Annotated in this window: 23 protein-coding genes; 7 read left to right on the top strand and 16 right to left on the bottom strand. The window is 34.6% G+C overall.

Annotated features, from left to right (window positions below; translation table 11 throughout):
* Positions 1-56: 56 nt before the first annotated feature.
* The 3 genes from cls to RAH34_RS06060 form a co-directional block, all read right to left on the bottom strand.
* The gene (gene cls, locus RAH34_RS06070) at positions 57-1,523 is read right to left on the bottom strand and encodes a cardiolipin synthase (RefSeq protein WP_306595516.1); all 1,467 of its coding nucleotides are present in this window, start codon (positions 1,521-1,523) and stop codon (positions 57-59) included.
* A gap of 80 nt (positions 1,524-1,603) precedes the next feature.
* On the bottom strand, positions 1,604-2,368 hold the full coding sequence (locus tag RAH34_RS06065) for an SDR family NAD(P)-dependent oxidoreductase (RefSeq protein ID WP_306595515.1): 765 nt from the start codon (positions 2,366-2,368) through the stop codon (positions 1,604-1,606).
* An 89-nt stretch (positions 2,369-2,457) separates the two neighbouring features.
* Positions 2,458-3,396, bottom strand: a complete 939-nt coding sequence (locus tag RAH34_RS06060) for an AraC family transcriptional regulator (RefSeq protein ID WP_306595514.1) — start codon at positions 3,394-3,396, stop codon at positions 2,458-2,460.
* Between the two features lie 275 nt (positions 3,397-3,671).
* On the opposite strand from RAH34_RS06060, the gene RAH34_RS06055 reads away from it, so the two are divergent.
* On the top strand, positions 3,672-3,830 hold the full coding sequence (locus tag RAH34_RS06055; protein ID WP_185144379.1) for a hypothetical protein: 159 nt from the start codon (positions 3,672-3,674) through the stop codon (positions 3,828-3,830).
* 34 nt (positions 3,831-3,864) lie between these two features.
* On the top strand, positions 3,865-4,110 hold the full coding sequence (locus RAH34_RS06050; protein WP_306595513.1) for a bacteriocin: 246 nt from the start codon (positions 3,865-3,867) through the stop codon (positions 4,108-4,110).
* A gap of 147 nt (positions 4,111-4,257) precedes the next feature.
* On the opposite strand, the gene ychF is transcribed toward RAH34_RS06050, so the two are convergent.
* The 6 genes from ychF to RAH34_RS06020 form a co-directional block, all read right to left on the bottom strand.
* The gene (ychF, locus tag RAH34_RS06045; RefSeq protein ID WP_306595512.1) at positions 4,258-5,349 is read right to left on the bottom strand and encodes a redox-regulated ATPase YchF; all 1,092 of its coding nucleotides are present in this window, start codon (positions 5,347-5,349) and stop codon (positions 4,258-4,260) included.
* A 179-nt stretch (positions 5,350-5,528) separates the two neighbouring features.
* Positions 5,529-6,080, bottom strand: a complete 552-nt coding sequence (locus RAH34_RS06040) for a ferritin (RefSeq protein ID WP_114822407.1) — start codon at positions 6,078-6,080, stop codon at positions 5,529-5,531.
* A gap of 241 nt (positions 6,081-6,321) precedes the next feature.
* Positions 6,322-7,938: a glycoside hydrolase family 10 protein gene (locus RAH34_RS06035; protein WP_306595511.1), complete on the bottom strand. Its 1,617-nt coding sequence runs from the start codon at positions 7,936-7,938 to the stop codon at positions 6,322-6,324.
* A gap of 129 nt (positions 7,939-8,067) precedes the next feature.
* Entirely contained in the window at positions 8,068-9,873 is a 1,806-nt protein-coding gene (gene typA, locus RAH34_RS06030; protein ID WP_114822409.1) for a translational GTPase TypA, read from the bottom strand.
* Between the two features lie 136 nt (positions 9,874-10,009).
* The gene (locus tag RAH34_RS06025; protein WP_114822410.1) at positions 10,010-10,216 is read right to left on the bottom strand and encodes a hypothetical protein; all 207 of its coding nucleotides are present in this window, start codon (positions 10,214-10,216) and stop codon (positions 10,010-10,012) included.
* Between the two features lie 88 nt (positions 10,217-10,304).
* Positions 10,305-10,559, bottom strand: a complete 255-nt coding sequence (locus tag RAH34_RS06020; protein WP_306595510.1) for a DUF1294 domain-containing protein — start codon at positions 10,557-10,559, stop codon at positions 10,305-10,307.
* Between the two features lie 133 nt (positions 10,560-10,692).
* Here RAH34_RS06020 and RAH34_RS06015 point away from each other — a divergent pair, with 133 nt between their 5' ends.
* Positions 10,693-11,049: a hypothetical protein gene (locus RAH34_RS06015; protein WP_114822412.1), complete on the top strand. Its 357-nt coding sequence runs from the start codon at positions 10,693-10,695 to the stop codon at positions 11,047-11,049.
* Between the two features lie 90 nt (positions 11,050-11,139).
* Here the strand turns inward: RAH34_RS06015 and RAH34_RS06010 are convergent, their stop codons facing one another.
* Positions 11,140-11,817, bottom strand: coding sequence for a YceI family protein (locus RAH34_RS06010; RefSeq protein WP_306595509.1), 678 nt, complete (start codon positions 11,815-11,817; stop codon positions 11,140-11,142).
* 112 nt (positions 11,818-11,929) lie between these two features.
* Complete coding sequence (locus RAH34_RS06005; RefSeq protein WP_306595508.1) at positions 11,930-12,241, bottom strand: hypothetical protein; 312 nt, start codon at positions 12,239-12,241, stop codon at positions 11,930-11,932.
* A gap of 241 nt (positions 12,242-12,482) precedes the next feature.
* On the opposite strand from RAH34_RS06005, the gene RAH34_RS06000 reads away from it, so the two are divergent.
* Both RAH34_RS06000 and RAH34_RS05995 read left to right on the top strand, forming a co-directional pair.
* Positions 12,483-14,606 carry a Tex family protein gene (locus tag RAH34_RS06000; RefSeq protein WP_306595507.1) on the top strand — a complete coding sequence of 708 codons (2,124 nt, stop codon included), beginning with the start codon at positions 12,483-12,485 and terminating at the stop codon, positions 14,604-14,606.
* Positions 14,607-14,648: 42 nt separating this feature from the next.
* Positions 14,649-15,284 carry an HAD family hydrolase gene (locus RAH34_RS05995; RefSeq protein WP_306595506.1) on the top strand — a complete coding sequence of 212 codons (636 nt, stop codon included), beginning with the start codon at positions 14,649-14,651 and terminating at the stop codon, positions 15,282-15,284.
* A gap of 87 nt (positions 15,285-15,371) precedes the next feature.
* On the opposite strand, the gene RAH34_RS05990 is transcribed toward RAH34_RS05995, so the two are convergent.
* On the bottom strand, positions 15,372-16,826 hold the full coding sequence (locus RAH34_RS05990) for a LuxR C-terminal-related transcriptional regulator (RefSeq protein WP_306595505.1): 1,455 nt from the start codon (positions 16,824-16,826) through the stop codon (positions 15,372-15,374).
* Between the two features lie 881 nt (positions 16,827-17,707).
* Between RAH34_RS05990 and RAH34_RS05985 the strand changes: the two genes are divergently transcribed.
* A complete protein-coding gene (locus RAH34_RS05985; RefSeq protein WP_114822418.1) occupies positions 17,708-18,145 on the top strand; it encodes a transposase in 438 nt (145 codons plus the stop codon).
* A 181-nt stretch (positions 18,146-18,326) separates the two neighbouring features.
* Here the strand turns inward: RAH34_RS05985 and RAH34_RS05980 are convergent, their stop codons facing one another.
* From RAH34_RS05980 to RAH34_RS05965, 4 genes are all read right to left on the bottom strand, one after another.
* On the bottom strand, positions 18,327-19,103 hold the full coding sequence (locus RAH34_RS05980) for a hypothetical protein (RefSeq protein WP_306595504.1): 777 nt from the start codon (positions 19,101-19,103) through the stop codon (positions 18,327-18,329).
* A gap of 170 nt (positions 19,104-19,273) precedes the next feature.
* The gene (locus tag RAH34_RS05975; RefSeq protein WP_306595503.1) at positions 19,274-20,716 is read right to left on the bottom strand and encodes a LuxR C-terminal-related transcriptional regulator; all 1,443 of its coding nucleotides are present in this window, start codon (positions 20,714-20,716) and stop codon (positions 19,274-19,276) included.
* Between the two features lie 67 nt (positions 20,717-20,783).
* Positions 20,784-21,224, bottom strand: coding sequence for a hypothetical protein (locus RAH34_RS05970; RefSeq protein ID WP_306595502.1), 441 nt, complete (start codon positions 21,222-21,224; stop codon positions 20,784-20,786).
* Between the two features lie 224 nt (positions 21,225-21,448).
* Positions 21,449-21,700, bottom strand: coding sequence for a hypothetical protein (locus tag RAH34_RS05965; RefSeq protein WP_306595501.1), 252 nt, complete (start codon positions 21,698-21,700; stop codon positions 21,449-21,451).
* 503 nt (positions 21,701-22,203) lie between these two features.
* On the opposite strand from RAH34_RS05965, the gene RAH34_RS05960 reads away from it, so the two are divergent.
* Positions 22,204-22,467 (top strand): helix-turn-helix domain-containing protein, encoded by a 264-nt coding sequence (locus tag RAH34_RS05960; protein WP_306595500.1) that lies wholly within the window; start codon positions 22,204-22,206, stop codon positions 22,465-22,467.
* Positions 22,468-22,614 lie beyond the last annotated feature (147 nt).

Raw genomic sequence — 22,614 nt, 5'->3', positions numbered from 1 at the left:
TATATAAAACTCCGGAAATGTTTCCGGAGTTTTTATTTTCTATTCACAGATGAATTTTAAATTAGCGGAGAAAGCAGTCTGGCCAGATGTTCAAAAAAAACTTTGAATTTTGACCTTTTTTTCCATGTATCAAGGAAGATTTCTTCACAATCATTCATATCCTCAATAAAAAGGTTTTTAAGCTTCTGGTTAATTTCAGGATCAAAGATTAATGTATTCACCTCAAAATTAAGTTCCTGACTTCTGACATCCATATTCGCAGTGCCTACAGACGAAAAATGGTCATCAACAATCATTGTTTTGGCATGAATAAATCCTTTTTTGTAAAAGAATACTCTCACTTTGTTTTCCAGAAGTTCTTCATAATAGGAATAGGCCGCGGCATTTACTATCACAGAATCTCCTGATTTTGGTACCATAAGCCTAACATCAAGTCCTGAAAGACCAGCTTGTTTTATGGCATTCAATACCGTTTCAACAGGGATAAAATAAGGCGTCACAATATAGATTCTTTTTTGGGCAGAAAGAATTGCTGAGCTCGTACTCAACATAATGGAAGGTCTGGTATCAGGTCCGCTTGCAGCAACCTGCACGAGAGAACGTCCTGCTTCTGTTTTTTTATAATCGAAATACGATGTTGAGATTTCGGGGAGCTTTTCAGTGGCAAAAACCCAGTTGCTGAAAAACAGAAACTGAAAATAAACTGCAGCTTCTCCTTTAATATAAAGATGAACATCCCTCCAGTACTGTTCTGGATTAGGATTGATGTATTTATCCGAAACATTGATGCCACCTGTAAAAACCTCAGTACCATCTACAATGATGATCTTCCTGTGATCTCTGTAATTCACTCTGTTGGCAAGAAGTCTGAAAGTAATTTTGTTGACCGGAGATACTTCCACTCCCGCTTCCTGTAACTTTCTCAAAAACTTCCGGCCTAATTTTCCGCTTCCCAGATCGTCATAGAGAAAACGTATTTTAACACCTTGCTTTGCTTTTCTCATCAACAGATCAGCAAGCCTGTTCCCGACCTCGTCATTATCATAAATATAATATTCCAGATGGATATGATGAACTGCTTTTTCAAGCACTTCAAAGACTTTTTCAAATTTGGCCTCACCATTGATCAGGACTTCCGTATGATTTCCCTGAGAAATGAGTGCATTTCCGGCACTGTAAAGAAAATTAACCGTCAGTAAAAAATTCTGCAATTCTTCCTGATGAGCAATCAGTGTTTTATGATGCGTTTCTTCAATATATTGATGTACTTTTTGATATATCTGCTCATTCCGTTCTACTTTGAAGGTATAAAATTGATTCTTCCTGAAGTTGACTCCAAAAACAAAATAAATAATGATTCCAACCACCGGAAGAAAAATAATAAGCAGAAGGTAAGCCAGTGTTTTGCTGGTATTTCTGGTATCCATAATGATCTTACCTGCCAGGAAAACGACTCCAAGAAGATAAAGGGCCTCAAGTCCCAACAAAATGTACGGATACTGATCAAGAAATTCTTTAACCATATTGACTGATCTCTAGGTTAAAGATAGTGAAAAAGGCCAAAAAGGAAATTAAAAATTTCGCTTTTTGGCCCTTTAAAGTTCTATAGGAACATTCCTCCTGAAACTTCAATTCTTTGTCCATTGATCCATCTTGCATCTTCTGTACACAGGAATGCCACCACTCCACCTATATCATCCGGAAGACCTACTCTTCCGAGTGCTGTAGCACCTGCTACCATGGCATTGATCTCTTCATTATCCCTTACTCTTCCGCCGCCAAAATCTGTTTCAATAGCTCCCGGCGCTACGACATTGGCTTTGATTTTTCTTGAACCTAATTCTTTAGCCATGTATTTCGTCAGCATTTCTACTCCTGCTTTAATCGACCCATAAATAGAAGATCCCGGTGTCGCAAATCTCGCCAACCCTGAAGAGACATTAATAATTCCTCCTCCATCATTGATGAATGGCAGCAATTTTTGAGTCAGGAAAAATACTCCTTTAAAATGAATGTCTACCACATCGTCCAATTGTTCTTCCGTTACTTCTGTAATTGGCGAATATAGGGCTGTTCCTGCATTATTAATCAGGTAGTCAATATGAGTGCTTCCTGTATTTTGCTGCAAGTGATCTGTTACGTTTTTCACAAAAGTATCAAAGCTCTTAATATCTTTTGTGTCAAGCTGAAATGCAACAGCATTCCTTCCCATTGATTTGATCTCATTGACAACAGCTTCTGCTTCTTCTTTATTGCTTCTGTAGGTAATAATAACATCTAATCCCTTTTGAGCAATTTTAAGTGCTGAGTTTTTCCCTAATCCACGGCTTCCTCCGGTTACCAGTGCAATATTTGTTTTTGTGTTCATTGTATTTTGATTATTTTGATGGTACAAAGTTGGGATATTTTCAGACTGAAGTGTTTGCTTGAATCAATCTGAAATTTGCAAAATTCAAATCAGGAACGAAATTCCAATGGGGTAAACGTAGTTTTTCTTTTAAAGAAATTGGAAAAGTGGGCAATCTCCTCAAATCCCAGAGCGTAAGATATTTCTGAAACATTCCATTTCGTCTGTTTTAAAAGTATTTTAGCTTCCTGAATAACCCGGTCGGAAATAAATTCTGTGGTTGTCTTTCCGGTGCTTTCCTTTAATCTTTTGTTTAAGTAATTGACATGAACAGCCAACCTGTCTGCATAATCTTTTGCGGTTTTCAGTTGAAGTCTCTGTTCCCACGATTCAATAGGAAACTGTCTCTCCAGCAGCTCTATAAATAAAGAAACCACTCTCATAGAAGCATCATTGGATGCTGATATTTTGGATACCGGCTGTAATTTCTGCCCATAGTGAATCAGCTCCAACACATAGTTTCTGATCAGATCATATTTAAATACATAATCTGAATCTATTTCTTTTTTGATCTTCTTAAAGAGGCTTTCGATCTCTTCTGCAAGCTCGTCATCAATTTCAAAAACAGGAACTCCACCTGGCTGAAAAATAGGAAGATCTTCCAGATGGTAATAAGATTTATCCTTAATGAAGAAGTCTTCCGTAAATACACAGAAACTTCCGGACTGATCCGGGTCTTCAGGAACCCAGTGATAGGGAACTTTAGGGGTTGCAAACAATAACGCCTTATGTTGTATTGAAATAATTTTGTCTGCGTATTCTGCTCTATTTCTTCCCTTTATAAAGCTTATTTTATAGTATTTCCTTCTGTTATAAGGCATTTCAGAAGTAGTTTTTGCTCTTTCTATCGTTTGGGCAATATCAAAAACATTAAAATGACCAATGTCTTTGTGAAGTCCTTTTGGGAAAATACTTTCAAGATCTTTGCCCAGTTTGGCAGCCATCTCTTTATAAAAATCTTCCAGTGAGGTATGGGCTACTTTTTCCATCGCAGATGATTTGTAAAATTCAAATATACGAACTTATCAATCAACCTTTTTTGAAATGATTACAGATTGCTCACCAGAATTTAAAACTCTTTTAATTTCAAAAAGCACCTATACTAAATAGTTTAAAATTTCAATGTAATAGCTTATTTTATTTAAAATTTATCGCAAATATTAAAGATAATGCAGTATAATTTTTCCATTTTTTCTATACATAGTGATATAACTCATTTATTTTTATTATTTTCGTTAAAACTAACCCATTAAAAATCAAACCAATGGAAAACAAAAATTTAAATCACGGAAAAAAACTGAACAAAAAACAATTGAGAGTAATCACTGGAGGAAAAGAGATGTGTCTTCTTCCAGACCTGACTTGTAAGAAATATTCTTTTGCATGTGCAGAATTACAATGCCAGCCTGGTATTGAATTGTAGCCAATAAAAAACTAAACCATAAAAACTTTCACGAATGAGAAATAAACATGTAAATAATGGTAAAAAACTCAATAAAAAAGAGTTGAAAACCATTAAAGGAGGTGTGATGATATGCAGCCATCAAGGTATTTGCGCACAGATTCATCCTTCATGCTATGAACCGGAGTGCCGAACTGGACAGGCACAGTTAAAATGTACAGATATCGTCAATAACTGTGTAGTTTTCTCTCCATCCTGTATCGAGCCAAAATGCCGGTTTGATATTGGTATTCCACTTTAAAAATAAAAATACTGCTCTCTACTTCAGGGAGCAGTAATTTTAAGTATCTATTCTATAAACAGGCAGCCTACATTATTAATTTTACGCAAAAAACGCTCCCAAATACATGGAAGCGCTTTTTTAATATAACTAACTTTAATACTTTTCTTATACGTTGAATCTAAAGTGCATGATGTCACCATCCTGTACAATATATTCTTTACCTTCTACAGAAAGTTTTCCTGCTTCTTTTACCTTTACTTCAGAACCGTAATTTACATAATCATTATACTTGATTACTTCAGCACGGATAAATCCTTTTTCAAAGTCTGTGTGGATTACTCCCGCAGCTTGTGGAGCCGTCCATCCCTGTCCGATAGTCCAGGCTCTTACTTCTTTTACTCCGGCTGTGAAATACGTCTGAAGTTTTAAAAGATCATAAGCCTTTCTGATCAAACGGTTTACACCTGGTTCGGTAAGTCCTAGCTCATCAAGGAAAATTTCTCTTTCTTCGAATGTTTCAAGCTCATTGATATCTGCTTCGATCTGCGCTGCCAGTACTACTACTTCAGCACCTTCACCTTTAGCCATTTCTTCAATCTTGGCAATCCACTCATTTCCGTTTTTGATAGAATTCTCATCTACATTACAAACGTAAAGAACCGGTTTATTTGTCAACAACTGAACTTCTCCGATAATTGATTTCGTGAAATCATCAGTAGCAAATTCTCTTGCATTTTTACCATCTTCAAGGAATTTCTGTAAATTCTGAAGGGTTTCGTAAGTAAGAATATCTTCTTTCTTCCCAGATTTGATGAATTTTTTAGCTTTTTCAACTACTTTTCCTACGGTTTCAAGGTCTTTCAGCTGAAGCTCTATATCAATAATTTCTTTATCTCTTAATGGGTCTACTGAACCTTCTACGTGAACGATATTTCCGTTATCAAAACATCTTAAAACATGAATAATCGCTTCACACTCACGGATATTAGCCAAGAACTGGTTCCCCAATCCTTCTCCTTTGCTGGCACCTTTTACAAGACCTGCAATATCAACAATTTCAACTACAGCGGGTAAAACTCTTTCAGGTTTTACGATTTTCTCCAGTTCAAACAATCTCTGATCCGGTACAGAAACCGTTCCAAGGTTCGGTTCAATAGTACAGAAAGGATAGTTTGCTGATTGAGCTTTTGCATTGCTCAGACAGTTAAAAAGAGTTGATTTACCTACATTCGGTAAGCCTACGATTCCACATTTCATATTGTAAAATTCAAAGTTTAAGGTTTAGGAGCAACTCAAGGAATCTTCAACTTTAAACATTGAATTCAGAACCTTGAATTACGAGTGTGCAAAGATAGTGATTTTTGAGGGAGTTTCATAATAAAAAAATCTGCCAGTATTCTGACAGATTTTCAAATGGTTTGGTTTCACCGGCTGTTTTATGGATTATCTCCCGTAGCACTCTGAGCCAGCGGAACATCATTCGGTGCTTCCTGTAAAGTTTTATCTAGAGTAAACAAAGATTCATCTGTAGCTCTGTCACCACCGGCAATTTTTAATTTATCAATTAAATTCTGAGCCAATGTTTCTTCTTCAATCTGTTCCTGAACAAACCACTGCATGAAATTCCATGTTGCCCAGTCTTTCTCTTCCATAGAAAGGTCTGCAATTCTGTAGATAGCGGTGGTATTATCAACTTCATGCTTAAAAACACCGTCAAAACAAGCAGTAAGGTTTTCCGGATCTGCCGGAGGAGCAGGAATAGCTTCTACCTTGGGCTTTCCGCCTCTGTTCAGAATATATTCCATAAATTTGATTGAGTGATTTCTTTCTTCCTGAGCATGGCGGTAAAGGAAATTGGCAATACCCTGATAGCCTTTATCATCAGCCCAAATTCCGTACGATAAAAAAACGTGTGATGCGTGAATTTCTTTGTTCATCTGGTCACTGAGTGCCTTTTCCATGTTGTCGGAAAGTCTTTTAGTATTCATAATGTTATATTTTGGTGATTATGGGATGAATCATGCAAAAACAGTTCCGATAAGGTTATTATTCTGTATAAAAATTTCAAACCTCCTTTAAAACCCAACTGACATTCAGCGACTTAAATTAATAATTTATAGTTATTCTAAAATAAAACCGGTTCTGTCTGGGAACCGGTTTCTTACATTTATTACTGAAATTGCTTCACATAAAAGTTCGCAATGACCTCTTTAGCAGGTTTTACCTTAACTATTTAATTCTTCTTGCTGTATAATCACTCTCATTTCCTAATCTGTCGATGGCTTTGATAGCCACAGCATTCAGTTTTTTGCCGTCCTTAAGTTTAGGAATGTCTTTAGAAAGGGTATCCAGCGTTAAGATTTCTGTTTGCCATACTCCGTTATATTGAGTAAAAAGCACCCATAGAAAGACATCTGCAGCATTTTTTGTACTCCAGCTTGTCTGAGCAAAGCTTCCGTTATCAGCAATAAACAAAGTAGGAGTCTGCAAGGGAACAGCTTTAATCCATGGAGATTTCGGCACTAATGCTTTTTCACTGTAAGGTCCGTTTTTCAGAGCGGGAAGCATATTGGCATTTTTGGTCAAGCCGGCAATGCTCCAGTGAATTTCTCCGGCATCATTTTTAAGGATATTTCTGGAAATTGCAATCTGGTTTTTGATTTCAGCCGGACGGTCTGATACTCTTATTTCAACAGTATTCAATCCAGGCCATAAATGACGGTTCATGGTATTTTCAGACTGCCACCAGCTTAACAGCCCTTCAAAACTCTGCCCTTTGGAATCTATAGGCCAGTAAAGCTGTGGTGAGAAATAATCTACCCAGCCTTTATTTAACCATAATTTAGCATCTGCATACAATTCGTCATATTGAGAAGATCCTACAACTCCTGCCGGATATCCTGGTTTCCATATACCGAACGGGCTGATCCCGAATCTTACATTATTTTTTTCTGCGTGAATTTCTTTATAAATACGCTCTACAAATTTATTCACGTTGTCTCTTCTCCAATCTGCTCTGGATAAGGTTCCGCCACTGCTTACATAAGCATTCCAGCTTGCATTATCAGGAAAATCCGCTCCTTTGTTGTAAGTAGCATAAGGATAGAAATAATCGTCGAAATGTACAGCATCAATATCGTATCTTTTTACAATATCTTTCACCACATTGGACACATGACCTTGTGTTTTCGGATTAGCAGGGTCAAACCAGTACATTCCATTCTTTAGCCTTACAACAATATCAGATAATTTATTGACCATTGACAGCTTATTTACCGCACCTCCGTTGGTATGATGAGCACGGTAAGGGTTTAACCAGACATGGAGCTCCAGACCTCTTTTATGAGCTTCTTCAATCCAAAATTGAAGCGGATCATAGTTTGGATATGGTGCAGTTCCTGTTTCTCCGGTCAGAAAGTAAGACCATGGCTCGATGTTACTTGTATAAAGAGCATCTGCTGAAGGTCTGATCTGAAAAATAGCAGCATTGAAATTGTTGTCTTTCAGCATATCAAGCATGCTGATTGCTTCTGCTTTCTGCTGATCTACTGTAAGATCATTTCTTGAAGGCCAGTTGATATTGGCAACACTGGCAATCCATGCTCCACGAAATTCTCTTTTGATTTCCGGAAGATTGGTTCTGAAATTTTCTTCCGTTGAAGCCGCTGTTCCTGTTGCAGGTTTCGTCGCTACCGGATTTACTTTTGGAGGATTTGTATTGTTGATTGGTTTTGTCGGATTCTTTGTGGAAGGTGTTTTTACAACATTGTTCTGAACGGAACATGAGGTGGTGTAAGATGCAAAAACGCCCAATAAAACGATAAGTTTTAATTTATTCATTCTCATAGTCACAAAACTACTTTAAATTTATTTTTTATTTCTCAGAGATTATTATGCCAAAATAAGCATTTTAATGGGTTGGTATAGAAAAAAAGCCCCGAAAATCGAGGCTTTATTATATTTTAAGATTTTAGATTATGCTTTCGCTCCTCTTTCAACTCTTTTTCTCTCTTCTTCAGAAAGGATTTTCTTTCTCATTCTGATGAAGTTTGGAGTTACCTCAATCGCTTCATCACCCTGGATGTATTCCATACATTCTTCCAGAGAGAATAAGATTTTCGGAGCAACACCAGTATCTTTATCTTTTCCTGAAGCTCTCATGTTGTTCAACTGTTTTGCTTCAACGATGTTTACTACTAGGTCACCAGGTTTGTTTTGTTCACCGATGATCATTCCTGTGTAGATTTCCTCACCCGGATCAACGAAGAACTTACCTCTATCCTGTAGTTTAGCAATAGAATATTCTGTAGCAGGACCTGTAGTTTTGCTGATCAGAACTCCATTGTTTCTTCCTGGGATCGCACCTTTGAAAGGCTTGTATTCTGTGAAACGGTGTGCCATGATAGCTTCACCAGCAGTAGCTGTCAACATCTGAGAACGTAATCCGATCAAACCTCTTGAAGGAATTTCGAATTCCATATGCTGCATTTCACCTTTAGTTTCCATAATGTGAAGGTCCCCTTTTCTCTGAGTTGCCAAGTCGATAACTCTTGAAGCAAATTCTTCAGGAACGTCAACAACCAAAGATTCATAAGGCTCGCATTTCTCACCGTCAATTTCTCTGAAGATAACCTGAGGCTGACCAATAGTCATTTCGTATCCTTCTCTTCTCATTGTTTCGATCAAAACTGATAAGTGAAGAATACCTCTACCGAATACTAAGAAAGTGTTTGCATCATCAGTTTGCTGAACTCTTAAGGCAAGGTTTTTCTCTAATTCTTTTGTTAATCTTTCTTTCAGGTGGTTAGAAGTAACATATTTACCATCTTTACCAAAGAAAGGTGAGTTGTTGATAGAGAACGTCATGTTCAGCGTAGGCTCATCAATTGCCGTTCTTTCCAATGGCTCAGGATTTTCAAGATCAACGAAAGAATCACCGATCTGGAAAGCATCAAAACCTACTACAGCACAGATATCTCCAGCTTGTACTTCAGTTACTTTTTTCTTTCCTAATCCTTCGAAAACGTAAAGTTCTTTTACTTTTCCTTTTACAATTTTTCCGTCTGCCTGAGCAAGACCGATCCATTGAGATTCTTTAATTTCACCTCTTGTCACTTTTCCGATTGCAATTCTTCCTAAGAAAGAAGAGAAGTCAAGAGAAGTGATCTGCATCTGAAGATTTCCTTCTGTTACTTTCGGTTCAGGAACATATTGTAAAATACCATCTAATAGTGGCAAAATATCTTCAGTTTGCTCTAATGAAGTGTTGAACCATCCTTGTTTTGAAGATCCATAGAATGTAGGGAAATCCAATTGTTCTTCGGTAGCATCAAGGTTGAAGAACAAATCAAATACTTTATCATGAACTTCATCCGGACGGCAGTTTGGTTTATCTACTTTATTGATAACCACTAATGGTCTCAATCCTAATTCCAATGCTTTCTGAAGTACGAATCTTGTTTGTGGCATTGGCCCTTCGAACGCATCCACCAACAAAATAACCCCATCAGCCATTTTCAATACTCTTTCTACTTCTCCACCAAAATCGGCGTGACCAGGAGTATCAATTACGTTAATTTTTGTGTCTTTATAAGTAACAGAAATATTCTTGGATAAGATGGTGATCCCTCTTTCTCTTTCAAGATCGTTGTTATCCATAATTAACTCCCCACTCTCCTGATTTTCTCTGAAAATGTTGGTAGCGTGAATGATCTTGTCAACCAAAGTCGTCTTTCCGTGGTCAACGTGTGCGATAATCGCAATATTTCTAATGTTTTGCATAAAAGATTTTTACGGGTGCAAAAGTAGTGATTTTTAATGAAAAAATATTTAGTTATCCAAATATTTAATAATTTGTTTAAAATACTTATTTACAAGACAATAAAAAAGAGTGTCCGAAAAACACTCTTTAAGTTATTTATACACAAGCTTGTATTTCGCATGGATCTATCACGGGTGGTTCACCGCATATGATGTCAAATTCTGCACAATTGCTGGAGAATCCGGTCGCCCATCCCCATCTTACGGCACATGTATCTGCATCTTTGCATTTTACCATTCCTTTAACAATTCCTCCCTGAACTGATTTCATTTCAATTCTGGAAATTTTTCTAAGATTTCTCATGTTGTTTGTTTATTTGTTATTAGTATCGTAAAAATATAAAAAAAACACAACAACCGACATAATATTAAAACTTTTAACAGTTTTAATATCAATGTCTTATCAATCGATAAAACACAACCAGGTCTATCAATACAACCAATATAAATTTCATGAGAAAAGATTTTTTGGAAACTTTATGATTGAATAGGACCATTCCGGAAGCCGCTCCTAAAATTCCACCTAAAAGGGAGAATAATAAAAGAGTGTTCTCAGAAATTCTCCATTGATGTTTTTGCGCCTGCCATTTATCAAAACCAAAGACACCAAATGTAATCAGATTGGCTATAAGGAGAAAAGAAATCATTCTAAAATTAATTTGCAGCAAAAGTAAAGCTTAATTTGTACATGGAACAACTTTAAAATTTAGATCCATTTACGATGTTGTTAGTCTTATCAGAATAAGATTTTTTACATTTGTCCTTCTTAAAAATAAATCAATGACAGTACAGGATCTTGCAGGAAGCTATTCAATCGAGGGGAGTAATCAGGAAGAATCTTCCCAACCATCTTATCATGGAATATTGACCTTAACTATTGATGAAAACAACCGCATTATTGCCCAATGGATAATTGGCGACCATCAGCAAAACGGGACAGGATTTTATAAAGACCATATTTTAGTCATCAACTTCCACTACGAAGGGGAAGATCATAAAATCTATAAAGGAGTGGCTGTATACCGCTGCCTTAGTAAAGACGTACTGGATGGATTCTGGTCTGAGAAGCACGGAAATCCTTTATATCTGGGAAGTGAATATTGTGTAAGAATTCAGAACTCCAAGATTGTCAATTAATTTTCTTTTCCATTTGAGCAAAAAAGATTTTTAAATAAAAAGAGCTGTCTTCGTGAAGACAGCTCTTGTAAGTTTGAAAGTTTAAATAACTTATTTTTTAGCTTTTACATCGATTGCAATCTCGATATCTTTACTGATCATCCATTCTGCCGGATCTGCTTCAGAAGTACCGAATTTAAGTCCCCAATCTGCTCTGTTTACAGTAAATTTAGCCTGAATCGCTGCTGAATTTTCAGCCACCTCTACTTTCGCAGGGAACGTAACATTCATTGTTTTTCCTGATAAAGTAAGGTTTCCGCTTACCGTTTTATTAGCTCCTGCTACAGCATCTTTTGGTGCTTCTTTCAAATCTGTAATACTTGTAATTTTGAAATCTGAAGTAGGGTTTTTCGCTACATCAAAGAAATCAGGATTTTTTAAGTGCGCCTCAAGATCAGCTGGTTTTTTATCTTTTTCTGTTACTGAAGCCGGATCTACTTTGATAGAGTTCATATCAATCACAAAGTTTCCTGCTGCAACTTGTCCTCCATCAACACTGATATCTCCAGACTTCACTGTAAGTGTTCCCCAACGAGGTGCCATTCCTCCTTTGTGGAAAGCTTTCCAGTTTACTACTGAACCTACTGTATCTACTGCCAGTGTTTCTCCTTTGCTCTCTGCTACAGTTTGTTCCTGAGCCGTAGCTGCAGTTTCTGCTGTTTTTCCTTTATCACATGATGCCAAAAGCAATCCTACTCCTACTAATGCAATTACGCTAATTTTTTTCATATTGAACTGTTTTAAAAAAGTTTATTGAAATTTTGTTGTTTTCGGGTACAAAAATAGAAAAACCTGCGTAGCATTATCTTAACATATATCAAGAAATATAAAATTCTCCAAATTATTTACAATCATACATCCATTTGCGATATACATCCCATCTGTATTGAGAATCATAACTGCTTGAGAATTCATTATTCCTTTGCGTCCCGTTTCTGGAACAGTCAGCGGAATTATCTTTCTGTGAATCTCCTTTAGCTACCCATCCTGTATCTGCAAAATCTGTATAAGTTCCATCATGATCATTTTTAAAGGTTATAGTTCGCTCATATTCCTGTATCACACAGTTACATTTTTCAGGCTCTTCATAATCAGTATACATACAAGATACTACAGATAAACAGGAGATGAATAGGATAGATATTTTTTTCATATTTAATATCAATAAGTTATTAGGTTTTTAATTCAGCATAGATAGAAAAATAGTACAAAAGAGAAATGAGAACAACTGTATATTTAAATATTAATTCTTATTCAATTAAAATAGAGTTAATTCAAAAACAAAAAGTGAATGGAGAAGAATAATATAATAGTAAAAAATTAAGAGATTAATTCATTCGGCATTTGTTATTTCTCATTCCAAAACCCTATTTTAGCTATCCGAAAACAGAACAATGACGACCGTAGAATTTATACAGAAACAGCTCAATATTTCTGAAAAGAGCATCAACAATACTTTACAATTATTATCTGAAGACTGCACCATTCCTTTTATTTCCCGTTACCGAAAAGACAGAACGGGGAACCTTGATGAAACGCAAATCGAGCAGATCTCAAAAATCAGTAAGCAATTTGATGAAATTGTTAAAAGAAAAGAATCTATCTTAAAATCGATAGCAGAACAAAGTGCATTAACTCCCGAACTTCAACAGAGAATAGAAGAGAGCTTTGACATCCAGGAGCTGGAAGACCTTTATCTGCCTTTTAAAAAACGTAAGAAAACCAAAGCTGATACTGCCAAGGAAAAAGGACTGGAACCTTTAGCCAAAATCATTATGAGCCAGAAAAGTAATGACATCCTTTCTCTGGCTTCAAAATACATTAATAATGAAGTTAGTTCAGAAGAAGAAGCCCTGCAGGGAGCAAGGGATATCATGGCAGAATGGATCAATGAAAACATGTATGTCCGTAAGAACCTTCGCAGATTATTTCAGCGCAAAGCAGTAGTTAACTCCAAGGTTGTAAAAGCTAAAAAAGACGAAGAAGAAGCCCAGAAATTCTCCCAATATTTTGAATGGGAAGAAAGCCTTAGCAGAACACCTTCTCACAGACTTCTGGCAATGCTGAGAGCAGAAGCAGAAGGTTTTGTAAAAACAAATGTAGGAATAGACAAGGAAGAAGCCATTGATTTTATTGAAAAGGCTATTATCAAATCCAATAATGAGTGTTCTGAACAAATTGCACTGGCCATAAAAGATAGTTATAAAAGACTTCTGGAACCTGCTATTTCCAATGAAGCCTTACAGGAAGCTAAAGAAAAAGCAGACAAAAAAGCCATTGAAATTTTCTCTGAAAACTTAAGCCAGCTCCTTCTTGCCCCACCTTTAGGAGAGAAAAGAATTCTGGCAATAGATCCGGGATACCGAAGCGGATGTAAAGTAGTATGCCTGGATGAAAAGGGAGATTTGTTACACAATGAAACCCTCTATCCTCACGCTCCACAAAACGAAAGCGGAATGGCTATGAAAAAAATACGTTCTATGGTAAATGCTTATAATATCGAAGCAATTTCTATTGGTAATGGAACAGCAAGCCGTGAAACAGAATTCTTCATTAAAAAAATTGCTTTTGATAAACCTTTGCAGGTTTTTGTAGTTTCAGAAGCAGGAGCATCCGTTTATTCTGCAAGTAAAATTGCAAGAGATGAATTCCCGTCGTACGATGTAACGGTGCGTGGAGCGGTTTCTATCGGAAGAAGGCTTTCTGATCCATTGGCGGAATTGGTGAAAATTGATGCGAAATCCATTGGGGTTGGACAGTATCAACATGACGTAGACCAAACTCAGCTGAAAAATGAGCTGGATTCCACTGTGATGAAATGTGTAAACTCTGTGGGAATTAATTTAAATACTGCCAGCAAATCATTATTAAGTTATGTTTCCGGAATCGGAGAAAAAATGGCAGAAAACATTGTAAACTACCGTACTGAAAACGGAGCATTTGAAGACAGAAAACAACTTAAAAAAGTTCCCCGACTTGGAGAAAAAGCTTATCAGCAGGCTGCCGCTTTTGTAAGAATTACCAATGCTAAAAACCCACTGGATAATTCTGCTGTTCATCCGGAAGCGTACGGAATCGTAGAGAAAATGGCAAAAGATCTGGGTATTAAAACCACTGAACTGATTGCCAATAAAGAAAAAATAGCCCTCATAAAACCAGATAACTATAGTACAGGTGAAGTCGGAATCTTAGGAATTAAGGATATTTTAAAAGAACTTGAAAAGCCAGGACTAGATCCAAGAAAAGCAGCAAAAGTATTTGAATTCGATCCAAATGTTAAAAGCATCAAAGATTTAAAGGCAGGTATGATTCTTCCGGGAATCGTAAATAATATTACCGCTTTTGGGTGTTTCGTAGATCTTGGAATCAAAGAAAGCGGATTGGTTCATATTTCCCAGCTGAAAGAAGGATTTGTATCGGACGTCAATGAGGTTGTAAAACTTCATCAGCATGTTCGTGTAAAAGTAACGGAAGTAGATGAGGCAAGAAAAAGAGTACAGCTGAGCATGATTTTGTAATCTTCAATTGTAACTTTATTTAAAAACCACAAATCAGTCATTTTGAATACAAAAAATTTAATTTTCGATCTGGACGGAACATTATGGGATTCCAGAGCAACAATCATCAATATATGGAATGAGGTGTTAGGCAGCCATAAGTTGCTCCAAAAAGAATTAAAACCTGAAGATATGAATCAATACATGGGACTTTTAGCTCATGATATTATAAAAGATATTACTCCCGGCATTTCAGATCTTCAGGCCAGGGAAATCCTTTCTGAAATTGTAGCAGAAGAAAATAAAAGACTTCACTTAAAAGGTGGGATTTTATATGATGGTGTAGCAGATACTTTAAAAAACCTATCCCACACTTATTCCCTTTTCATAGTAAGCAACTGTCAGGATGGTTATATTGAATCATTTTTAAATTATTATCAATTCCATACTCTGTTTACTGATTTTGAGTCCCATGGTCGGACCCAAAAAAACAAATCTGAAAACATACAGCTTCTCATGGAAAGAAATCAGCTATCCACCAAAGACACCGTATACATTGGTGATACACAAACCGATTATGATTCAGCAAGATCCAATGAATTATCATTTATTTTCTGCAAATATGGGTTTGGAAAACTGGCTGATCCTCTGTATGAACCGGCAATTTCTACCTTTTCACAACTGAAAGTTCATATTTAAATTATAACACAAAGGCTTCTTTTCATGGAAGCCTTTTTATTTTCATATAAGCTGCTGTAAGGATACCCGTAGGTACAGTTAAAAGTATTATTTTGAATTTAAATTTTGTAAGAAAAAATATATATCCACGTCGGATGGAATCTGTAATTTTTTTCGTAATCTGTTTTTCTTTGTCTGTACGGATCTGTGCTGCATGAATCCATATTGAGCAATTTCTTTGGAAGAAAAGCCCAGCTGTATCATTGCACAAAAAGAAAGTTCATTGGTGGACAGGTTGGGATTAATCTTCAAAAGCCTTTCAATCAATTCAGGATAAGCACTTTGGTATTCATTAAAAAATAACGGTTCATTTTTCTTGGCTAAAGACATAAGTGTATCATCACTAACAGATATCTTTTTCATTAAAAATTCTGTTTCCACTTCTTTTTCCTCTATAATTTTACGTTTTTTAGCAATTCTTTTATTGTATACATAATACACAACAATAATAATTCCCAACAAGGCAAAAACGATAGCGTTATACAATAGGGTTGAATTCTTTTTTTCTCTGTCATCTTTCTCTTTCTGCCTGGCCATTTTATCGACAGAACTATTTATGGATTCATCCCATACCTTTTCCAGACTATCATTTAATTGAGCATATCTCTCCAGATAATCTTTTTCTTTTGAGGCATTATGCAAATTTTTATAGGTCTTAGCAATCGTTTGATATAATACAGGGACCTGATAAATTCTCTGGGTTTTTTTGAGTATTTCTACTGATTCGATATAGTAGTATAGTGCCGAGGTATAATCCTTCTTTTCAGATAAAAAATTCCCGTAATAAAAATAAGTAAGAGCCCTTTGAGGATCCAGATAATCTCTTTTCTTTAAAAGTGAAAATGCTCTGTTGAAATACACCTGAGCCGAATCCTCATTTTTATCAAAAAGCATATAATGGTTAGCAATCGTGGAATTGATAACCGGTGTAGGTTTTACATCTAAGGCTTTATGTAGATAAATTAAAGATGAATCAGCCGAATTGGTTTCTCTTAAAAAGTCAGCTCTGTTCGCATACACTACCGATAAAATTTCCCGCTCGCGCTTATTCTTTATTTGCTCTCCATAATAAATTGATCGTGAATTATACTGAATTGCCTTTTTATATAGACCTATTACATAATTAGCCTGACCATACTCCTGATATAATTTTGCACGCAGATAATCATCATCAATTCCTTCAACATTTTCTTCAGCATACTGCAGGTACTGGAACGCTTTGTCATACATTCCGACGGTAGCATAAATATTACCCAGATTAATATATGAAAGTACCACACCCCTTTTATAATCCTGCTTTTTACTAATATTGCAGAATTTGTTATTAAGATCAATCACTTCTTTCTTTCTACCACTTACTCTTAGATCTTCATTAACTTTCAACAGCATACTATCTATATATTGAGGGGTGTATGTCTGAGAGTAAAATAAACCGGACAATGAAAGATACATCAGGATGCTTAGCAATATTTTTGAAAACTGAGTAAGCTTAAGTGTTTGCATAATAAATTTAATAAGAATGGTTATAAGTTTTTGAAGTGACAAAAACGGCATCAATCATAATTCATTAAAACGGTTTGGCGGGATAAGATTACTTTTTTACCCCATTACACATTACAATTTCGTTTCCATAAAACTAAACAAAAAAAATATATAATTACAAAATCTTTGCTAATTTTCGTTAAAATAAAAAACATATCACTGTTATAACCATCATAAATTGATTAATTAGAATGCTATAAATAATAAAATAAATTAGTTAAAGCCTGATAAAACTTCTTTTTCTCTATCAAAAAAAGTTTTTTATACCCCAAAAAACCTATCAATATGTTAAAAAAGGTCAAATGATGTACCATTGATGTACTATTGATGTATGTAAAATTTTGCTTAAATGAAATATCAAATCTAACTTTATCACAAGAATATTGATTGATACAGTTTGTTTTATAAACCAGAGCAAAAAAAGTTTCTTGCCGGATTGAGAATTTCGCTTAAAACTTTTTATACATGCTACAAAAAATAATTTTTTAAAAAAATTTTAATAAAAAAATCAGTTTTCATTTTTGATTTTAAAGAGATCTATATTACTGATCAAAGTTGCTACTCCCGTTCTTCGGGAGTTTTTTTTGATCATAAGAAAATGATGTATTTATGCTGTATGACCAATTGATTACAGGAAAATAATCATTGCTAAATTTGAACCAGACAAAAATGATGAAGAGATTTTAGTCTTATTTTTCTCTTCTCAGGTAGGAATTAATATTGTATGTCTGTACTATGATAATATCAGCGTCATTCAGGTCTTTTTTGAGATCAACCCAACGAAGTCCTGAGGCTTTACAATTTGTGCGAAAATAAATTTTAATCATATAATACCATTTATCTTGAACTTTAAACAAATACATATTGGCAGTACTATTAAAGCTAAGTTTCAGGAGGAAGCACTGGACATGCAAAGAGCATGCAGCTTTATGAAATGTACCGAATCTGAAATTGAACAAATGTTTCTTGAAAAAGATCTGACAACTGACAAGTTATTAAGATGGAGTAAACTGTTAGAATATGACTTTTTCCGCGCCTACTCACAGCATCTTATACTCTTTTCTCCTCCTAAAAAGGAAATCTCGACCAATGCCTCCCGGAAAAAAGAATCTTCTTTACCTGAATTCAGAAAAAATATCTACACCAAGGAAATTATAGAATTTATCCTGGAACAAATTGAAACAGGAAAAAAAACAAAGCTGGAAATAATAAATGATTATAAGATTCCAAAAACCACGCTGTATAAGTGGATCGCAAAGTATACGGATAAAAATAACTAAGAGAGATCAACTTAATATTTGCATCCTAATTATATCATTTTAATACCCATATACTCTATCATTCATTTAAGTTCATGTAAAAAATTAATACATGAAAAATAGAAACACTAAAAAACAGACTAAAAAATTAGTCTGTTTTTTAGGTAGGAATTGAAATAAATCATTAAACACTACCATCTTTCTACTTTAATCTTCTTAAAGACATTTGGGTAACAGGACCAGATCCTGTAGCACCTGAGCTTAAATATCTGATGGTTACATCCACTGTATTATACATTCTGAAAGAATAGGTATGAGAAGCTAACATAGGAATCGAGGTAATTAGAGTGTAGGTTTGCTTTGGTCCACCTCCGGATCCAGAATTTGATCCTGCCCAATAAACATCATTAACACGTGCCACCCAGCTACCAATTGTATCGTCCCATATGCCTAGCACAGGAATTGAGGGTTGAGCACCATCATTAGTTGTTGATAACTGTGCATTCATCATTATCTGATATACTCCATCAGCAGAAACTTTAAATGAATTAGTGGATGGTGAACCTGTATACAGATTTTCATTATCTACAATTTCATTATTTAAACTTCCTATAGCAACCGGAATACCACCATTGGAACCAGCTGTAACCGTAAAATCATTAGTCATTTGTACTATGATTTCCTGGGCAACCAAAAACTTACCGTCTACAGCAATAACAGTTCCTGTAGAACCGGGAACACCGGCAATAGACTCCCATGAAGGAGCAGTACCTGGGCCATTAGACTTAAGCACCTGCCCGGCAATTCCAGCTGAACCAGCAGTAGAAGCCGTTCCTCCCACATTTAGTTCATTGACAATCTGTAAAGATCCGTTAACATGCATGTCTTTCATAGGAGTAGCTGTATTAATTCCCACTTGAGAATGATAGTACAGGGAACAAAAAATGCTTGTGATCAGGAAAACTTTCTTTTTCATCATTAATATTGTATTTTATAAAATTTTATGCAAAACTATAGTATCGTACCATTTTTACAACAAACAACCACCTACATCAAAAATACTTCATTTAAAAAAACAGGCTCTACAAGGCTTTAAACCCCAATATTTAAAATTAAAAGAAGCATATGCTTATCTCATGCTTTCTCAGTCTATTCATCAGATAAATTTTTAAAGAACAGATACAGATCAACATCTGAAGAAATATTTATTTTTTTTCTCAGTCTGTGCTTTTTATTCTGAACAGAACGGTGTTCCACAAAAGTATATTGTGCAATTTCTTTTGATGAAAACCCCAACCATATCATTGCACAAAAAGTTAAATCAGATTTTGACAAATTAGAGTTGATGGTAAGCAATTCCCTAACAAAGTCCGGATAGACTTCCTGAAATTTATTGAGAAAATTAGGATCATTTTTTTTAGCAAGATCGATTATAAAATCACAAGAGTGATTGAGCTTTTCCTTTAACACATCTGTTTCCAGTTCCTTCTGCTTTATAATATTTTTATTCTTTTGATAATGGCTATAAACAAAGAATAAAATTACAATAAGACAAAAAACTACAATATTATAGACTAAAAATATAGTCTTCTTTGAAATATTTTCTGATTCTTTTTCTTTTATAATTTCATCAATTGATGTGTTTACACTTTCGTTGGAGACCCGGTTCAAACTATCTTTTAGTTTAGTATACTTTTCAAGATATTCTTTTTCTTCCGCTTCATCATTTAAAACCCCGTAAGTACTTGAAATTTTTTTATAAAGCTGAGGAATATTATACACTCTCCCGGTTTTTTCCAGAATGGCAACAGATTTTTTATAATACAGTAACGCTTTTTCATGTTCTTTGTTTTTATTAAGAAAATTACCGTAATAGTAATAGGTCTGCCCTCTTTGAATATTCCAGTAATTCATTTTCTGCAATAACGTTAAGGCATTATTCAAATAACAGGAAGAAGAATCCGTATTTTTTTCATAGACCATATAATAATCTGCTATTAATGAATTGATTACAGGACTTGATTTTATTTTCAATGCTTTATGCAAATAAATAAGTGACGAGTCATCCTGTTTAATATTATGCAGAAAATCTGCCCTGTTTGCATAAATGCCAGATAATATTTCCTTTTCTTTCTGGCCGGAAATCATCTTAGCATAATAAATAGCCTGAGCATTATATTTCAGCGCTTTTATGTATAAACCAATAACATAATTCACTTGTCCATATTCCTGGTAAAGTTTTGCAGATAAATAAGCATTCTTAATTTTTTTGATTTTTTTCTCAGCTTTCTGTAAATAATAAAAAGAATTTTTATAGTCACCTATGGTTGCATACATATTGGCAATATTAATATAACCTAAAATCTCCCCTTTCAGATAATTCTGATTTTTTGAAATAGTAATATATTTTTGATTTAAAACAATTAACTCATTTTTTTGTCCTCTTATTCTGAGATTTTCTGATTTAGTGATTAATGCATTATCTATTTGCCCTGGAGTATAATTTTGTGAAAATAAGACAGTGAAAACAGACAGACAGGCAAAGACCAGCATTAAAAATTGGAATATTCTTTTTATAGTCGCTCTGATCATATTGGATATTCAAATATGGTTTTGTCAATACTATATTGAATTGATATGGAGATATTTCCCCTTATTATTATTTTATTTTATGAAAAATTATTTTTTTTGAATTGGCTTTGGGAATAATAATAAGGGTGTTGGGAATAGTCATAAAACCATGTGGAGTACCCTCAAGCACTTTATAAGAATACACAATATTCTGTTCATTTTCCTGAAGACTTACAGGGGTGATTTTCACTTCCAGATTGGTTCTGGGATAAATTAGAGCAAGAACATTTTCTTTTGAAAAATCAATAGGGGTTGGTTTTCCATTAGCACCCATCGTTGTTGCAGTTCCAAAAAGCTGATCAAACTCGTCCTGTGAAGTAATTATTCTTTCAGTAAAATCTTTATTATCAAATGTATTTTTAACAAAATATTTCCTTGTCGGTATATAAGGAATATCTTTTTGAGGGTTATTTACAGCACACGAAGAAATCAGTAGAGTACCTACTAAAATTATAATTAAATTTTTCATTGTTTATGTATTTTAAAAGTCATACTAATGACCTATCAAAACTCCTTAACAATCAATCGGACTGTGCATTACAAGCAGCAGAACCATCGAAATGAATCCAGAGTTCTAATTTTTCATTAGAAGAGATATTGATAAAGGTAAAACTGGTAGTTTCGAAATTTCCATCAATCAGGCTTGTCTATACTTTAACATCAAGAAAAAGCAACCTGAAGAAGCTACATTCTCTATCTGACCGGAGGAGCAATATCAGCGTTGGTAACAAGAACAAAAGCTCCCTGGTCCGAAGAAGCATACTTTTCTGTTTTAAGCCGGGCCTCCGTAATTCCTGATACCATACAAATGTCCGTTATAGCTGATTGTGTAGGATTTCCTGCTATATCCAGAGTAATTTTAGTGCTGATAGTATTAATCCCGACCTGGGAATAAATCCCGATAGAATATAACACTAACAAGGTTAATACAATTTTTTTTTCCATACTGCTTTTTGTTTCGCCGTAAAAGTATAAAATAAGGTTTGCGATGTATTAAATAATACATACATCACACATACATCACAATGAAACACACATGGTTTCAAGCAAATACCCCTACATTACTTTAAAAAGCAATTACCCTGTATTGATGGTAGATTTTTTAAGTTTTTTACTATTGAAAAAAAGCTGTATAAATGATGTATCTAAAATTTTGCAGCATATAGAACAGAAAGTATACTTTTACAGGAAAACACAAACATAATATACTTTTTATTAGCTTAAAAAAACAGTTGATATCAAGACCAGATACTAGAGTCATAAGCAGCATTAAAGAATAAAGCTATTGTAAAGTCCGAAAGCAGTTTACTTTATTATTTTCATAAATTGAAAGCATTCTTATGATTGGTTGAGACGCCTCTTTAGTTAGTTTATGAACTCTGGTATTTATTGGTCTTCAGATACAACTCCAAAATGACTATAAATTGATAAAATCAACATCATTACAAATGGATCATTATAAACAATCTCCCTCAATGACGCCTGATTACAAAAAAATTTACAGTGATCTTGTCGATCTGAAATATCCGGAGAAAAAACATGCATGTGCAAAAATTTTAGCGAAGAAAAATCTGTCGTCGTTCGATGTGATAGAAATTAATAAAATAATATTTAGTTATAGCCAAAACCTTAAGGCTAATCAGTCACACCGCTCTTACAATAAAGAAACGATTTATAAAATTCTTGAATATCAAAAAAAAGAATTATCTTAATAATACGCAGCTTGCGCTGCATTTTAAGTTGAGTCGCAATACCGTTGCAAAATGGAAAAGTTTATTCAATATTTAATCAACTCACGTTCTCTATAGATTTATTATGAAATTCATTCCTGATTAAAATAATATACTTTTTATTATCCT

Origin of the sequence: Chryseobacterium sp. WLY505 (genome assembly GCF_030846215.1) — a bacterium.
In the GTDB taxonomy this organism is placed as follows: domain Bacteria; phylum Bacteroidota; class Bacteroidia; order Flavobacteriales; family Weeksellaceae; genus Chryseobacterium.
The sequence above is the reverse complement of the archived record's forward strand: the minus strand, read 5'-3'. Positions and strand labels throughout refer to the sequence as shown.

Excerpts from the sequence above, each read along its gene's own strand:
- cls (WP_306595516.1), bottom strand. The coding sequence starts at position 1,523 with ATGGTTAAAGAATTTCTTGATCAGTATCCGTACATTTTGTTGGGACTT.
- RAH34_RS06065 (WP_306595515.1), bottom strand. The coding sequence starts at position 2,368 with ATGAACACAAAAACAAATATTGCACTGGTAACCGGAGGAAGCCGTGGA.
- RAH34_RS06060 (WP_306595514.1), bottom strand. The coding sequence starts at position 3,396 with ATGGAAAAAGTAGCCCATACCTCACTGGAAGATTTTTATAAAGAGATG.
- RAH34_RS06055 (WP_185144379.1), top strand. The coding sequence starts at position 3,672 with ATGGAAAACAAAAATTTAAATCACGGAAAAAAACTGAACAAAAAACAA.
- RAH34_RS06050 (WP_306595513.1), top strand. The coding sequence starts at position 3,865 with ATGAGAAATAAACATGTAAATAATGGTAAAAAACTCAATAAAAAAGAG.
- ychF (WP_306595512.1), bottom strand. The coding sequence starts at position 5,349 with ATGAAATGTGGAATCGTAGGCTTACCGAATGTAGGTAAATCAACTCTT.
- RAH34_RS06040 (WP_114822407.1), bottom strand. The coding sequence starts at position 6,080 with ATGAATACTAAAAGACTTTCCGACAACATGGAAAAGGCACTCAGTGAC.
- RAH34_RS06035 (WP_306595511.1), bottom strand. The coding sequence starts at position 7,938 with ATGAGAATGAATAAATTAAAACTTATCGTTTTATTGGGCGTTTTTGCA.
- typA (WP_114822409.1), bottom strand. The coding sequence starts at position 9,873 with ATGCAAAACATTAGAAATATTGCGATTATCGCACACGTTGACCACGGA.
- RAH34_RS06025 (WP_114822410.1), bottom strand. The coding sequence starts at position 10,216 with ATGAGAAATCTTAGAAAAATTTCCAGAATTGAAATGAAATCAGTTCAG.
- RAH34_RS06020 (WP_306595510.1), bottom strand. The coding sequence starts at position 10,559 with ATGATTTCTTTTCTCCTTATAGCCAATCTGATTACATTTGGTGTCTTT.
- RAH34_RS06015 (WP_114822412.1), top strand. The coding sequence starts at position 10,693 with ATGACAGTACAGGATCTTGCAGGAAGCTATTCAATCGAGGGGAGTAAT.
- RAH34_RS06010 (WP_306595509.1), bottom strand. The coding sequence starts at position 11,817 with ATGAAAAAAATTAGCGTAATTGCATTAGTAGGAGTAGGATTGCTTTTG.
- RAH34_RS06005 (WP_306595508.1), bottom strand. The coding sequence starts at position 12,241 with ATGAAAAAAATATCTATCCTATTCATCTCCTGTTTATCTGTAGTATCT.
- RAH34_RS06000 (WP_306595507.1), top strand. The coding sequence starts at position 12,483 with ATGACGACCGTAGAATTTATACAGAAACAGCTCAATATTTCTGAAAAG.
- RAH34_RS05990 (WP_306595505.1), bottom strand. The coding sequence starts at position 16,826 with ATGCAAACACTTAAGCTTACTCAGTTTTCAAAAATATTGCTAAGCATC.
- RAH34_RS05980 (WP_306595504.1), bottom strand. The coding sequence starts at position 19,103 with ATGATGAAAAAGAAAGTTTTCCTGATCACAAGCATTTTTTGTTCCCTG.
- RAH34_RS05975 (WP_306595503.1), bottom strand. The coding sequence starts at position 20,716 with ATGATCAGAGCGACTATAAAAAGAATATTCCAATTTTTAATGCTGGTC.
- RAH34_RS05970 (WP_306595502.1), bottom strand. The coding sequence starts at position 21,224 with ATGAAAAATTTAATTATAATTTTAGTAGGTACTCTACTGATTTCTTCG.
- RAH34_RS05965 (WP_306595501.1), bottom strand. The coding sequence starts at position 21,700 with ATGGAAAAAAAAATTGTATTAACCTTGTTAGTGTTATATTCTATCGGG.
- RAH34_RS05960 (WP_306595500.1), top strand. The coding sequence starts at position 22,204 with ATGGATCATTATAAACAATCTCCCTCAATGACGCCTGATTACAAAAAA.